Here is a 13,763-nt window from a genome sequence, read left to right as displayed (position 1 = left end):
GCCGCCTTCCGCCTTTCACAATCCTCTTTCATTAAGCAGCCAAAAGGCAAGAGGTTTTTGGAGGATGAAACATGCCCGCACGCATTCCAATGACGGAGCGGCAGCGCGTCGCATTCCTGGCGCTGCCCGACACCGAGGCGATGGTTGTGCGACATCATGGCCTCGACGTAGAAGATCTGGCCGCGATCGGTCTCGCACGCACCCCGGCGACCCGGCTGGGTTATGCCCTGCAACTTTGCTGTCTGCGCTATCCTGGACGGCATTTGCGAGCTGGCGAGATGTTGCCTGCGATCATGCTCGACCATATCGCCGAGCAGGTCGGGGTGGATGCGGGCGTCATCGCCGACTTCGCGCGGCGTACGCCGACCCGCTACGAGCAGCTAGCCGCCATCAAGGCCCGGTTTGGTTTTACCGATCTGAGCCGCCCAGTTCGCACATCGATGATGGCCTGGCTGGCGACCGAAGCCATGCCCATCGTTGACGGGCGCATTGTGCTCGATCGACTGCTGGACGAACTGCGCACCCGGTGCATCGTCATTCCCGGCATCAGCGTAGTCGAGCGCATCGCGGCTGAAGCGATGCTACGGGCGGAAACCGATCTGATCGCTGCGGTCGACGACACACTCGACACCGAGATGCGTCAGCGTCTCGACACGCTGGTGAATGACAAGATGCATGATCGACAGAGCCGCTTGTCCTGGCTCCGCGAACCGGAGCCCCGTGTGGCGTCCGCCTCGCTCACCGAAATCCTCGGGAAGGTCGCGCTGATCCGCTGGACCGGCATTTCCAGCGTTCCAATCGATCCGAAGCACGAGCCACGCCTGACGCAATTCGCCCGCGAAGGTGTGCGCTATACCGCCCAGTCTTTCCAACAGATGCGACCGGCACGCAGGCGGGTCATCCTGCTTGCCACGCTGCGTGAGCTGGAAGCTACGCTTACCGACGCGGCGATCGCCATGTTCGGCGCCTTGGTGGGGCGCGCTCACCTTCGTGCTCGCAAACGTCTCGAACAGCGGGTCGCGATCTCGGGCCGCGAGGGTCGCGACCGGTTGATGCGCATCGCTACGGTGCTGGAAACAGTCAGCCGGGCCGCACGCGCCGGTGAAGATATCGGCGCGGCTGTCAGGGAAATCACGCCTCTCGACATGCTCGATGCCGATGCCGCGATCATCCGTCGTACCGCGGCACCTCACAAAGATGATGTGCTGAGCGAGATTGCCGCCGAGTACCGGACCTTCAAACGGACAGGACCACAGTTCCTGCAAGCGCTCGATTTCCACGGCCGGGCCGGCACCGCGGCATTGCGCAACGCTATGAAGGTCCTGTCGGATCTCGATGGCGACTGGCGTAAACCGCTTCCCGCCGACGTTCCGCTCGGTCATTTCGAGCGGCGCTGGCAACGCCATGTCGTGGTCGCTGGCAAGATCGACCGGACGCATTGGGAGATGGCGACCTACGGCGCGCTCGCCAATGCGTTGGCATCGGGTGATATCTGGGTGCCGACGTCGCGGATGCACCGGTCGCTGGACGTGCTGCTCGCGCCATCGCCAAGCGCAACGTTCAAACCGCCGTTCTCACTCGGCGATCCACATGCATGGCTCGACCAGCGCGCTGGACAACTCGACAGCGCCTTGCGCGGCGTCGCCCGCAACTTGGACGGGCGTGATGCCGCCCTGTTCGCCGGGGAGAGATTACGCTTTCCCAAAGAGCAGAAGGATGATGGCGGCGGGCAGGACGAAGGGCGGCACCTGACGCTTGCATGTTACGGCATGCTGCCTGCTACCCGTATCACTGACGTGCTGACGCAGGTCGAACGCTGGACCGGCTTCACCCGCCATTTCAGTCACGTTTCGACCGGGTTGCCGCCTGCTGACGAGCGCGCCTTCCTCGCCACCCTGATTGCCGAGGCGACCAATCTCGGACTGTCGCGCATGGCCGAGGTATGCGGCGCAGGGTCACGCCGCGCGCTCCTGCGCATGCAGACATGGCACATGCGCGAGGAAACCTTTCGGGCGGCGCTCGCCTGTCTGACCGATGCCATCCACACCGAGCCGATCGCGGCCTGGTTCGGGCAGGGGCACCGGGCGTCCGCAGATGGCCAGGCGTTCTATCTGGGCGGACCAGGAGAAGCTGGCGGAGCGGTCAACGCGCATTATGGTCGCGACCCGGTGGTCAAGATCTACACCACCATCACCGATCGGTATGCGCCACTTCACCAGACGGTGATCGCCGGCACGGCTGGAGAGGCCATCCATGCGCTCGACGGCATCCTTGGTCATAATAGCAACGCCGATCTGACCGCGCTGCACGTCGATGGAGGCGGTGTTTCCGACATCGTGTTCGCCACGATGCACCTGCTCGGGCTCGATTTCGAGCCGCGCATCCCCCGCCTGTCAGATCGGCGCCTCTACGCCTTTGAGCCCTCGAAGCGTTATGGCAGGCTCGCGCCGCTGTTCGGACACAGGCTAAACCGGGACCTGATCGTCAGCCACTGGGCGGATATCGAACGTGTCATCGGCGCGATGCGCGACCGCACCGTCACGCCATCGTTGATTTTGAAGAAGTTGTCCGCCTACCGCCAGCAGAACAGCCTTGCCGCGGCACTTCGCGAGGTCGGGCGGATCGATCGGACGCTGTTCACACTGCGCTGGTTCGAAGATCCCGCGTTGCGCCGCACTGTCACCGCCGAATTGAACAAGGGCGAGGCGCGGAACAGTCTGGCGCGGGCGGTCGCCTTTCACCGGCTCGGTCGTTTCCGCGACCGGGGCCTGGAAAACCAGCAGACCCGCGCGGCCGCGCTCAACCTCGTCACCGCTGCGATCATCCTGTTCAACTGCCGATATCTCGGTCGCGCCGTTGACGAAATGCGCCGTCGCGGGACGCCGATCGACCCGGCTATGCTGTCCCGGCTCTCGCCGCTTGGTTGGGACCGCATCAATCTCACCGGCGATTACGTCTGGTCCGATCGCCTCGACCTCGACGCCAGTGGCCTCGTGCCGCTGCTCGTCAAACCGCTACCGTGAATCTGTGTCCGAATAATGCACAGGGGCCATGAACATCGCGGCGGGGATCAGCATCGCACAGTGCCCTAGATGCAGCCGATCAGTCGGCCCGTGGATGGAGCGGCGTATCATGCACATCTGTGCCTCGTGCAACGCACCGCTCATTCGCTTCAGGGCAAGCCGCAAGCTGAGGCTCTACCGCATCTTTCCAATGGCTGACCTGATCCGCATTACGGGATTGCTGGTATCGATTGCGGCCATCCTTTTCGCTGTTGCGCTTCCCGGTGGCATAAGGGCTGCAGTTTTCATGGTAGCCGCAGCGCTGCTCGCATTCGGCGCTGCCGATATCATACAAGAGACTTTCGTGATGCGAGCCCAGCGGCGGCGAAGCGATGCCATCATCGGCGGGCCCAAAGCCCAAAGGTGGAGGGCAGTCTTGCGACTTGGAGCCGGACTGACCTGCCTCATGCTCAGCTTCGTGGGGTTCTTGATCTGGGCAAGCGTCACAACCGAAATGTGAGAACCCAACCGAGCCAATGCCATGCGACCAAATGTTTGCCGACGATCGGTACCCGGACCGACAAATTTTACACTTGGATACGGCCACGTGCGACCAATTCCGCATTCATTGCCAGGATGAGCGGTCTTTGGGCAGGCGATTATCGTCGTCGACGACGGTGACCTTGTGCGGCTTTTCTCGCGTCCAACGCCACAGGACCAGATTGATATCCCTCTCGCCAGCCCGCGCCGCAAAAGACGGGACAATGATTCCAGCGCATCCCGCTTCGATCAGACGGTCAGCGAGCTCCCAGGTGGGCACGGGCTTGCGATCGGCGGCCAGCACTTCCCAGGCGCATGCGAGTTCGGCCCGCGTGAACAAAGCTGCTGCGAGACCCTCATCCGTGGTCAGATCGAGGATGTCACTGCAATCGATCCGGTAGCTGCACAGGGTCATTGGCTGCGCTTTGAAAGCGAAGCCCTGTTGCGCTTCGAGCCACGCGGTCTCAAGGCGCAGCGATGTGTAAAAGCATGCGGTGCTTGGCCTATTGAACCGGCCGCCATGCATCCGGGCACCCTCGCCAGATTCGGGATCGAACGCCCAACCCGGGTGATGCGCGCGATATACCAGCCCTTCGAACCGCGTAACCGGCAGCGTCAAGCAAACCCGCCCTGTGCGATACGGGCGAGGTAGCTGCGGACGAGCTCGGCGCGTCCTTGACGAACCAATTCCTCGGCAGTTGCATCGCCCAGAGAGGGCAGGGGCTGCGAACGATACCACGCATAGGCGGCAAGTTCACTTCCGGTCCACGGGATCACACGGTTGATAATCTCGCTCATCTCGCGCAGCCGTGTCTGGGTGGGTACACTGCCATACCGTGAGCTCTTGGAGACCGCATCGCGTGACAGGCCGGCCGCCGCGGCCAGCTCGGACTTGGTGATCCGCAACGCCCCGGACAGACGGTCAGGCGATACGCCATCCTTTCCTGTGATCTCGCTTAGAAATGCAGCCGACGCCATAATGCCTCACCAATTGCACCATATGTGTTCAATGTGTGCGGCAACCTTAGGGATGTCAAGGCTGATCCCAATGAAGGCGCGAACATTGTGGGAGCTCGTCGCGGCCACGGACTACGGGATGCTGAAACCGTTGGCTGGCGCACATGCTTTGCAGCGATGCCCGGAAGAGGGGTCGCGCATCCGCAGGTCCGATCGCCTTGAATTTCGTACATGCCGATGGCATTGTCGTGCGGCGACAGCAGAGCGCGAAGACCCGCTTTCTGCGATGCGATTGGGAAAATCCGGGCACAACCTATTCAACACAAACAGAAATTCTCCAGATTGATAACATACATTATGTTAAAGTTTGAATCACAACTGTCCATGTAAACTGTGTCCAGTGTGATTGTGCGACGGCTTCTGTCACAGTTGGTCCATGGACTAGATTTGTCGTGCTCGATAGTCTCCGCGACTTAAGCGCAAGGCTCGCGCGATTGCGCGGTTTGCAGCCTCAAGATCAAAGCGTTCGGGATCGAACTTGCGTCCCGCCCAGCGCCGGTTGGCCGCGTGCTTCTCGTGTTCAGGATCGCGCCAAGCCTCAAGAAATTCCTCATAGCCAATGTCCCCGCCAACATCTTCCGGCGGGCAGCTGCGCGATCCGGCAATGCAGCGCGGGTATTTGACGCCTTCCTCAGGCGGCACTTCGGTCAGGATCAGCCGGTGCTGCCAGTTATCGCCAAAGTCGTACTGGTAGATGATCTCGAGCTGGGAATTGGGCCCATAGGGAAACCGCAGGTCGCGTAGGTGCACCTCGGTTGCCTCGAACACCCGGGGGCAATAGACATCCTCTTCGAGGAATTCGGGCGCACCGACGACCAGACCGCCCACGATGAACTGGTGCAAGTGGCTGTCGGTCCACCCGAAGGCGGCCTGAAGCACCTCATGGGCTTGCGCAAAATTGAGGTCGCGGGGCAATTCTAGGGTGCGGCTGATAACCGGCTCGATCCCAAGGATCTGGGCATCGAGCCGGATGATGAAATCGTAGGGATCGAAGTGCTTCGCCATACCGCCGTAATGCCGCCGCATCATCACGCCCGCAAGTGTGGCGACACCGATACTGCGCGCCTATTCGCTCTGGGAAAGGCCTGTCTGCGCCCGGGTCGCCGCAATATCGATAACCGGCACCTCGATGGCGTGCACGCGCGAGCCAGCCTCCTTGCCCTGGGCATGGCCCAGCGCCTCGTTCAGCCCCTGCATGATGCTCTCGTAAGCCATGAACGAAGTGAGACCCCAAGCAGACGTGTGCCAGTCAAGCGGCGACGGCAAGTCGCACACCAAGAGCTTTCATGACCCGCAGCAGGGTGTCGAGTGTCGGGTTTCCATTATCGCTAAACGCTTTGTAGAGCGCCTCACGGCTGATACCGGTGTCGCGCGCCAGTGCCGACATGCCGCGCGAGCGGGCGATAGTGTTCAGCGCTCGAAGCAGTTCCTCAGCGCTGCCATCCTCGAGATAGGCATCAAGATAGGCCGCAATGTCCGCCGGGCTATTGAGCACTTCGGCCGCGTCCCAGACCTTGGTATCGACTCCCATTGTCAAATCTCCTTCGCCAAGGCTTTCGCCCGCTCAATGTCTCGTTCCTGAGAGCCTTTGTCGCCCCCGCATAAAAGGATCACCACGATATCCTCCTGCCGGGTGTAGTAGACCCGGTATCCCGGCCCGAAAGTGAAGCGCAATTCGCTCACCCCCTCGCCAACCGGCTTGGTGTCGCCAAAGTTGCCCATGGCAACCCGGTCGATCCGCTTGGCGATCCGGGCTCTCGCCTGCACGTCCCGCAAAGCCGTGAGCCAATTCAGAAACTCGGCGGTGCGGCGGACCTCCAACATGCCAACTTTATGACACACCTCGGCGCATATTGTCAACTATAGATTACAAGTCCCGCCCAACGCCAGCGGTGCGGACATCCTTGTTCAGCCCCAAAACCCCGCGCCAACCAGCGATAGCGGCGACCATCTATCAAACCGGCCACTAGCTTTGGACCTCGCGTGTCTGACGCAGGCTGCCGTTTGGCGTTGGAGCCTGGAGCCACTCATTGAGCTTGGACCAGCGGCGCCGGCCTGCCGCATTTTTGACAGCAATCGCGATGGCCCGGGGCTGGCCGACCAGCACCACCAGCTTCTTGCCGCGGGTGACACCGGTGTAGAGCAGGTTTCGCTGCAACATCGCGTAATGCTGGGTCATGACCGGGATCACGACCGCAGGGTATTCAGAGCCTTGACTCTTGTGGATCGTCGCGGCGTAGGCAGGCATCAGAGTGTCGAGTTCGCCGAACTGGTAGGTGACCGCGCGGCCGTCGAAATCGACGGTCAGCTCACCCTCGTCGCCATCCACGGTCTCGATGTAGCCGATGTCCCCGTTGAACACATCCTTGTCGTAATCATTCTCGATCTGCATGACCTTGTCGCGCGGAGCAAAGGTCCACCCGAACCGCTCGACCTTTGCGGATGGATTGGGATTGAGCGCTTTCTGCAATTCGATGTTGAGCGATCGCGCGCCAACACCGCCGCGGTTCATCGGGCACAAGACCTGAACATCGCGGACCGGATCGAAGCCGAACTTGCGGGGGATGTGCTTGCCGACGAGATCAATGATTTTGGTTACAGCCTGCTCAGGATCTGCAGCCGTCACGAAATAGAAATCGCTGTCCCCCTCCACCTTGCCCAATTGAGGGCTCCTGCCCTGGTTGATCTGATGGGCGGTGGTGATGATCCGGCTCTGGGCAGCCTGGCGGAAGACCTCGGTCAGCCGGACCACCGGCACCGCCGCAGACTGGATGATATCAGCAAGCACCTGCCCCGGCCCGACCGAGGGTAGCTGGTCTATGTCACCAACTATCAGCAAGGCGGCAGTATCGGGCACTGCCTTCAGCAGCGACTGCATCAGCATCACGTCGACCATCGAGCTCTCGTCAACCACCAGCAAATCACACGCAAGCGGGTTTTCCTCATTGCGCTTGAACCCGAAGGCCTTGGGATCAAACTCGAGCAGGCGGTGGATGGGCTTTGCCTCCATGCCCGTCGCCTCGGTCATCCGTTTGGCAGCGCGGCCTGTCGGGGCGCACAGGAGAAGTTTGACCGCCTTGGCCGCCAAGATGCGCAGGATTGCATTGACGATGGTGGTTTTGCCGACACCAGGACCGCCGGTGATCACAGTCACCTTGGATCGCACGGCAAGTCCGACAGCCTCCCTTTGGCTCGGAGCCAGGGTCAGGCCAGTGCGTCCCTCAATCCATGGCAAGGCCTTGCCCAGGTCGATCATTGCCCAGGGCAATTGCCCAGCCATCAGCACTTGCAACCGGTCAGCGATGACCTTTTCAGCATGGTAGAGGCCGCCCAGAAAGACGCAATCTTTACCCGCGACGGTGTCAGCGATGACGATCTGCTCGTCCAATTCCAACGCCACGGCGGTCTTGATCAATGCGCTGTCGACCTCGAGCAGCTTGGCTGCTGATTGCTCCAGCTCAGCCACCGGCAGACCACAGTGTCCCTGCCCCATTACCTCTGTAAGCGCGAAGGAGATCCCTGCCCTGATGCGGATCATCGCGGTCTTCTCAATCCCCAGTTTTTCGGCAATGGTGTCAGCGGTCCTGAAGCCGATGCCTCGAATGTCGCGCGCCAGGCGATAGGGATTATCGCTCATGACCTGAACGGCATCGGCCCCATAGGTCTTGAATATCCGCACCGCCCGCGCCGTCCCGACACCGTGGCTGTGCAGGAAGACCATGATCTCGCGAATAACCTTCTGGTCCGCCCAGGCTGCCGTGATCTTCGCTGCTCGCTTGGGACCAATCCCTGGCACCTCACGCAGCCGCTCCGGACTGGCCTCGATGACATCGAAGACGTCCTTGCCAAACAACTTGACCATGCGCTCGGCATAGACCGGCCCGATGCCCCGGATCATGCCGGAGCCAAGGTACTTCTCGATACCTTCGATCGATGAAGGCTCTGATGTTTTCAGAAACTTCGCCCTGAACTGGAGGCCGTGGTTGCGGTCGTTGATCCACTCCCCCGACGCGGTGATCCATTCACCGGCCGAAATCATCGCCGAATGGCCTATAGTGGTGACGAGGTCTCTGTGCCCGCGGGCCTTGACCCGCAGGACGCAAAAGCCGCTCTCATCGCTGTGGAAGGTGACCCGTTCCACATGGCCAACCAGAACTTCGGTCGCAGAGGAAGCTGCTTGGTTCATCGCAACTGCCGAGGCTCCTCGATTTCGTCAGCGTCCTGCGTGGTCTCATGGACTTCTTCGCGGATGATCGTCTCAGTGATCTCAGCAAGGTGCAGCATCAGCGCGTTGCTCAACTCCTCAAACTCGGGCCACAGGACCCCGTTAACGAAACTGGCCGGCGCGCGGATCAGGACGCTCTGGCGGTGCATGCGTCGATAACGGAAGGGCCGCATCCCATACCGCCTGCACAGGGCAATAAAAAGCTTACGGGACCACAGATCAGGGATCGAGAACTTGAACTCCTCGGCAGGTTCGCTCTGGCTGGCCGTTTCGAACTGTTTGCGAAGGCGTTCGGCTGCAGCCCCTGCGGCCGCTCTCTCACCGGCAGTTGCCGCGCCTGCATAGAGCGCCTCGATTTTACGGAGTTTGTCTCGCAGGCGCTGTTCCGAATCCATGCCTTCCCTCACTGCGGTCTCGGGAGTGCCGGCCACATCCACCCTGCCCTCGCCTCAAAGAAAAGCCCCGGCGACCGGATGTACAACGCAACGTTCAGCGCAATCGCCGCCCTATACGGCAAAGCCGATGGCATTTTGTCGGTCTGATCTGAGGAATTGGCATGCATGAGATCGCTATAGCATCGACATTCTCACTCAGCACTGCAAGGCCGATCAAGATAGTGAACCTGCCAGGCAGCTTTTGCAGGTTCCCCGCCAAAACCTGCCATTCTGGAAGCGACCCCATTCAAGTCATGAGAGCGCCGCCTTATTCCATTTCGTCGAGGATGCTGAATTTTGTTCACTCATGGCTGCTAACCAAAGCCCGAACAATGGTTTGGGCAGCATCGCAACCAATGAAGCTGCTGTGAAGGGGCGAGCTAAGGCGGATGTTCAGACTGCGTGGAAGCATCAAGCTGGCCTTAGCGTTGGTCGTTGGTTCGGGCGTGTTGGCGCGTCTTGTCATCATGGCGTCTGCGCTGGCCGGGGGTGATCCGGATCACCTGCTCGCCTTCCCGCTGACCGTGATCTTCCCGGCAATCCTTGCTGGCTTGCTGCTCGCAATGCCGACGACCCGTTCCCGCGAGGGGGCGCTGATGCGGCTCGGCACGATTATCCAGCTGGCGCTGATCATCCTGTTGCCGCCGGTGGCGCTTTACCTTGCGCTTGGCCTGCCGGTTGTGTTTCTGGTGGTCGAGCTGTTCGAGACCCGGCTGCCCCAGCCCTTGCGCGACCCCATTGTACGGGCGGTGCTGGCATGATCGAGATCGATCTGCCCCGGGAATGGCTGTGGGCGCTGCGGTGGGCGCTGTTCCTCGGGCCGTTAGCCACTGTGTTGCTGCTGGGCGCAAGGCACCGCCACGAGCCACGGGTTATCATCGGCGGACTTTTCGCCTTTCTCTATGGTTTCGCGATGATCTTCGCCACGCATCAGCTGGCGATCGCCGCGGGGTGGTGGCGCTATGGCGGCGATGTGCTGATGGTTATGGGGCTGCCGGCGGATATCTGGATCGGAGGGTCGATCCTGTTCGGGCCTGTGCTGGCTTTCCTGTTCCCGACCATCCGCCCGCTCTATCTCGTGCTGCCGATCATCTTGGGCCTACACGGGATGGTGTTCTCTTCGCTCGATCCTCTGGTGATGGCGGGGCCATTCTGGTTTGCAGGTGTCGTGCTGGTGTTTCTCGTGGCACACCTCCCTGCGATACACCTTGCCCGATGGACAGCACGGGGCGAGCATCTCGCATGGCGGGCGGCGCTGCTGGCGCTGGGATACGGCTTTCTCGCCTTTTATGCGCTGCCATCGGTAATCATGCTGGCGATGGGCGGAAGCTGGAATCTGGGTGCACGGCCCTTATGGCTGATCCTCGCGGGTCTACCGCTGCTGGCCGCCTGCTTCGTGCTCGGCCTGTCGGCAGTGCAGATGTTCGTGGTCCATGGTGAGGGCACGCCGATCCCGCTTGATCCTACCAAGCGCCTCGTTCGCACCGGCGTGTTCGCATACCTGATCAATCCGATGCAGCTTTCATCCGCCTTGAGCTGGATAGTGATCGGGGTGATGATCGGCAATGTCTGGGTGGCATCGGCGGCAGCGATGGCGTGGGTATTCGTGGCCGGCATGGTGCGCTGGCACCACCGTCACGATCTGCTCCAGCGCTTCCCCGAAGGCTGGCCAGCCTACCGCGCGAATGTGCCCGAGTGGCTGCCCCGGTGGCGACCCTGGGTGCCAGAAGCGTCACGGCTCGTCTTCGATCCGGGGCAGGTGCGGCAGGCCGCTTTCGCTGCTTGGCTGCAGCGCCGCGATCCCGTCGGCCTGAACCTCGAGGCCCAGCCCGGCGCGGTGCTTACCTATCGAGATCCGTCCGATGCCCGGGACTTCACAGCCGCTGCGGTGATTGGCAAAGTGCTGGGTCATGTCAATTTCGCTTACGCGCTGCTGGGCGCGGCTGTGCTGCTGGTTGTCTTACCGCTTCGCCGCCTGCGCGGGCGTGAAGCGTCTGAGCCTCAGGGTGAACCGGTCACATGACCTGCGACGCCCCACTGCGGCCGGTGCGAAGTCCGCTGACCCTGTCGCTTGGGCTCAGCCACCTCATGCGGATCAAGCGCGACCAGCTCGCCTTCTATGCTGACATGCGCGCCCGCCACGGCGATGCAGTGCGGCTGCGGCTCGGGCCCTACCGGTCGTGGTTGCTGTTCCACCCTGATGACGTTGAGGCCGTGCTGGTCCACCGGTGGAAAGACTTCATCCGCTTTGAAAAGCTGACGCAGGTGGTCGCACAATGGACCGGTACTAACATGCTATTGGCCGAAGGCGAGGAATGGCGGGCCCGCCGCCGTAAGGTGCTGCCCGCCTTCGCCCGCCAGCGCCTGCTTGATTATGGCGCGAAGGCGGTCCTTCACACCCACCGCCTATGCGATACGTGGGCTGCACACGCCGATCCAAGCGGCAATATCACCATTGAGACCGATGCGGCGATGGCGCGCCTCACCCTAGACATCGCGGCAGATACCTTCTTCTCCAGCCCGCCGCCGCCTGATGGCGATGTCATCGAAGAGGCAATCCAAATTCTCTCGGAGACCGCCTTCCGCGAATCCACCGCGCCGGTGGTGCTGCCAGACTGGCTCCCGCTGACTGGCAAGCGCCGTAAACGCTGGGCGATGGGGGTGATGGACGATTTTGTCTGCCGTCTGGTCGATGCTCGCCTTGCCGAGCCGGCGAGCGACCGCGGCGACCTTCTATCGATGCTGGCCGAACAGCATTCGGGCGACCAAATAGCGATCCGTAACGATGCGATAAGCCTGCTGATTGCGGGGCACGAAACCTCGGGCGCGTTGCTGGGCTGGACGGCGCATTGTCTTGTCAATTCGCCCACATGGCGGGAGCGGCTTTGCGGCGAGCTCGACACGGTGCTCCAAGGCGCAGCGCCCCGTCCCGAGGATTTACCGCGCCTACCGGTGCTGCGCGCGATCATCATGGAGGTGCTTAGGCTCTATCCCCCTGCCTATGCGCTGTTCCTCCGCCGCGCGACCTGCGATGTAGCGATTGTCCCCCGTCAGCACCAATGGCACAGATTTGAGGTTGTGATTTAAGGAGGGTTGGGGCTTCGTCGTAGTGACGAAGGAACGAAGATGAAGACCCAATCCTCCTTGAAAAAATCCCCTCCCAAGAAGGCCCCTGCTGAGCGAGTGGTGAAGGACATCCGGCGTGCAACCCGCCGACACTTCTCGGCCGAAGACAAGATCCGCATCGTGCTGGACGGCCTGCGCGGCGAAGACAGCATTGCCGAGCTGTGCCGCAAGGAAGGCATCGCTCAGAGCCTGTATTACACTTGGTCGAAGGAGTTCATGGAAGCCGGCAAGCGCCGGTTGGCCGGCGACACCGCCCGTGCCGCGACCACCGGCGAGGTGCAGGATCTGCGCCGCGAAGCCCGCGCCTTGAAGGAATGCGTAGCTGACCTGACGCTCGAGAACCGCCTGCTTAAAAAAAGCATGATCGCGGATGGGGGCGACGACGAATGAGGTATCCTGCTTCTGAAAAGCTGGAGATCATCAGGATCGTCGAGCAGTCGCACCTGCCCGCCAAGCGGACGCTGGATAAGCTCGGCATTGCCCGTCGGACGTTCTACCGCTGGTATGACCGCTACCTCGATGGTGGCCTGGAGGCGCTCGCGGATCGACCGTCAGCGCCGAGCCGGGTGTGGAACCGCATCGCGCCCGAGGTGCAGGACCAGATCATCGAAATGGCGCTGGAGCAGTCCGAGCTGTCACCGCGCGAGCTGGCCGTGCGATTTACCGATGAACGCCAATACTTTGTGTCCGAAGCCACGGTTTACCGCCTGCTGAAGGCCCATGATCTGATCACGAGCCCGGCCTACGTCGTGATCAAGGCTGCCGATCAGTTCCACACCAAGACCACCCGCCCGAACGAGATGTGGCAAACCGATTTTACCTACTTCAAGATTATCGGGTGGGGCTGGATGTATCTATCGACCGTCCTCGACGACTTCTCGCGCTACATCATCGCCTGGAAGTTGTGCACCAACATGCGGGCAGAGGATGTGACCGACACGCTGGACATGGCGCTCGCCGCATCAGGATGCGACAGTGCAACGGTGCTGCACAAGCCCAGACTGCTCAGCGATAACGGCCCCAGCTACATCGCGGGCGAACTGGCGGAATACATCGAGGCCAACAAGATGAGCCATGTGCGCGGCGCTCCGATGCATCCGCAGACCCAGGGTAAGATCGAGCGCTGGCACCAGACCCTCAAAAACCGCATCCTGCTGGAAAACTACTTCCTGCCCGGCGACCTTGAGACCCAGATCGAGACGTTCGTCGAGCACTACAACCACCAGCGCTACCATGAAGCGCTGTGCAACGTGACGCCCGCCGACGTCTACTTCGGCAGGGCACCGGCCATCATCAAACAGCGCGAAAGGATCAAGCGACAGACCATCGAACATCGGCGCTTGCAACACCGCAAGCTCGCCGCCTAAAACCAAACCCCAGACGAGGCCCGCACTCCGCTAATCTACGCCGCACATTGCG

General features: G+C 61.6%; 14 protein-coding genes. 6 read left to right on the top strand and 8 right to left on the bottom strand.

Going from position 1 to position 13,763, the window contains the following annotated elements; translation table 11 throughout:
- Positions 1-71 precede the first annotated feature (71 nt).
- Both ACRANW_RS15590 and ACRANW_RS15585 read left to right on the top strand, forming a co-directional pair.
- Positions 72-3,023 carry a Tn3 family transposase gene (locus tag ACRANW_RS15590; protein ID WP_479434023.1) on the top strand — a complete coding sequence of 984 codons (2,952 nt, stop codon included), beginning with the start codon at positions 72-74 and terminating at the stop codon, positions 3,021-3,023.
- A gap of 190 nt (positions 3,024-3,213) precedes the next feature.
- Entirely contained in the window at positions 3,214-3,522 is a 309-nt protein-coding gene (locus tag ACRANW_RS15585) for a hypothetical protein (protein ID WP_479434022.1), read from the top strand.
- A gap of 105 nt (positions 3,523-3,627) precedes the next feature.
- On the opposite strand, the gene ACRANW_RS15580 is transcribed toward ACRANW_RS15585, so the two are convergent.
- The 8 genes from ACRANW_RS15580 to ACRANW_RS15545 form a co-directional block, all read right to left on the bottom strand.
- Complete coding sequence (locus ACRANW_RS15580; protein WP_479434021.1) at positions 3,628-4,161, bottom strand: RES family NAD+ phosphorylase; 534 nt, start codon at positions 4,159-4,161, stop codon at positions 3,628-3,630.
- Positions 4,158-4,520: an antitoxin Xre/MbcA/ParS toxin-binding domain-containing protein gene (locus ACRANW_RS15575; protein WP_110300220.1), complete on the bottom strand. Its 363-nt coding sequence runs from the start codon at positions 4,518-4,520 to the stop codon at positions 4,158-4,160. The genes ACRANW_RS15580 and ACRANW_RS15575 overlap by 4 nt, the downstream gene beginning before the upstream one ends.
- A gap of 420 nt (positions 4,521-4,940) precedes the next feature.
- Positions 4,941-5,564 carry a plasmid pRiA4b ORF-3 family protein gene (locus ACRANW_RS15570; protein WP_479434020.1) on the bottom strand — a complete coding sequence of 208 codons (624 nt, stop codon included), beginning with the start codon at positions 5,562-5,564 and terminating at the stop codon, positions 4,941-4,943.
- A 60-nt stretch (positions 5,565-5,624) separates the two neighbouring features.
- Positions 5,625-5,774, bottom strand: a complete 150-nt coding sequence (locus ACRANW_RS15565) for a hypothetical protein (protein WP_479434019.1) — start codon at positions 5,772-5,774, stop codon at positions 5,625-5,627.
- Positions 5,775-5,808: 34 nt separating this feature from the next.
- Positions 5,809-6,090 (bottom strand): addiction module antidote protein, encoded by a 282-nt coding sequence (locus ACRANW_RS15560; protein ID WP_479434018.1) that lies wholly within the window; start codon positions 6,088-6,090, stop codon positions 5,809-5,811.
- 2 nt (positions 6,091-6,092) lie between these two features.
- The gene (locus tag ACRANW_RS15555) at positions 6,093-6,383 is read right to left on the bottom strand and encodes a type II toxin-antitoxin system RelE/ParE family toxin (protein ID WP_479434017.1); all 291 of its coding nucleotides are present in this window, start codon (positions 6,381-6,383) and stop codon (positions 6,093-6,095) included.
- Positions 6,384-6,525: 142 nt separating this feature from the next.
- A complete protein-coding gene (gene recD2 / locus ACRANW_RS15550) occupies positions 6,526-8,745 on the bottom strand; it encodes an SF1B family DNA helicase RecD2 (protein WP_479434016.1) in 2,220 nt (739 codons plus the stop codon).
- Positions 8,742-9,179 carry a hypothetical protein gene (locus ACRANW_RS15545; RefSeq protein ID WP_479434015.1) on the bottom strand — a complete coding sequence of 146 codons (438 nt, stop codon included), beginning with the start codon at positions 9,177-9,179 and terminating at the stop codon, positions 8,742-8,744. The genes recD2 and ACRANW_RS15545 overlap by 4 nt, the downstream gene beginning before the upstream one ends.
- Before the next feature lie 428 nt (positions 9,180-9,607).
- Between ACRANW_RS15545 and ACRANW_RS15540 the strand changes: the two genes are divergently transcribed.
- The 4 genes from ACRANW_RS15540 (at position 9,608) to ACRANW_RS15525 (ending at position 13,711) form a co-directional block, all read left to right on the top strand.
- The gene (locus ACRANW_RS15540; RefSeq protein WP_479434014.1) at positions 9,608-9,979 is read left to right on the top strand and encodes a hypothetical protein; all 372 of its coding nucleotides are present in this window, start codon (positions 9,608-9,610) and stop codon (positions 9,977-9,979) included.
- On the top strand, positions 9,976-11,241 hold the full coding sequence (locus tag ACRANW_RS15535) for a methyltransferase family protein (RefSeq protein ID WP_479434013.1): 1,266 nt from the start codon (positions 9,976-9,978) through the stop codon (positions 11,239-11,241). Before ACRANW_RS15540 ends, ACRANW_RS15535 begins: the two co-directional genes overlap by 4 nt.
- Complete coding sequence (locus ACRANW_RS15530) at positions 11,238-12,305, top strand: cytochrome P450 (RefSeq protein WP_479434012.1); 1,068 nt, start codon at positions 11,238-11,240, stop codon at positions 12,303-12,305. The genes ACRANW_RS15535 and ACRANW_RS15530 overlap by 4 nt, the downstream gene beginning before the upstream one ends.
- A gap of 39 nt (positions 12,306-12,344) precedes the next feature.
- Positions 12,345-13,711 (top strand): IS3 family transposase gene (locus tag ACRANW_RS15525; RefSeq protein ID WP_479431339.1). Its coding sequence is split into 2 segments (ribosomal slippage): positions 12,345-12,695 and positions 12,698-13,711, totalling 1,365 coding nucleotides; the frame shifts between segments, so codons are not numbered across the junction.
- Positions 13,712-13,763 lie beyond the last annotated feature (52 nt).

The sequence above is a fragment of the Erythrobacter sp. 'gip.4 top 5' genome, assembly GCF_056495765.1.
This window is presented reverse-complemented; position numbering and strand designations above follow the sequence as displayed.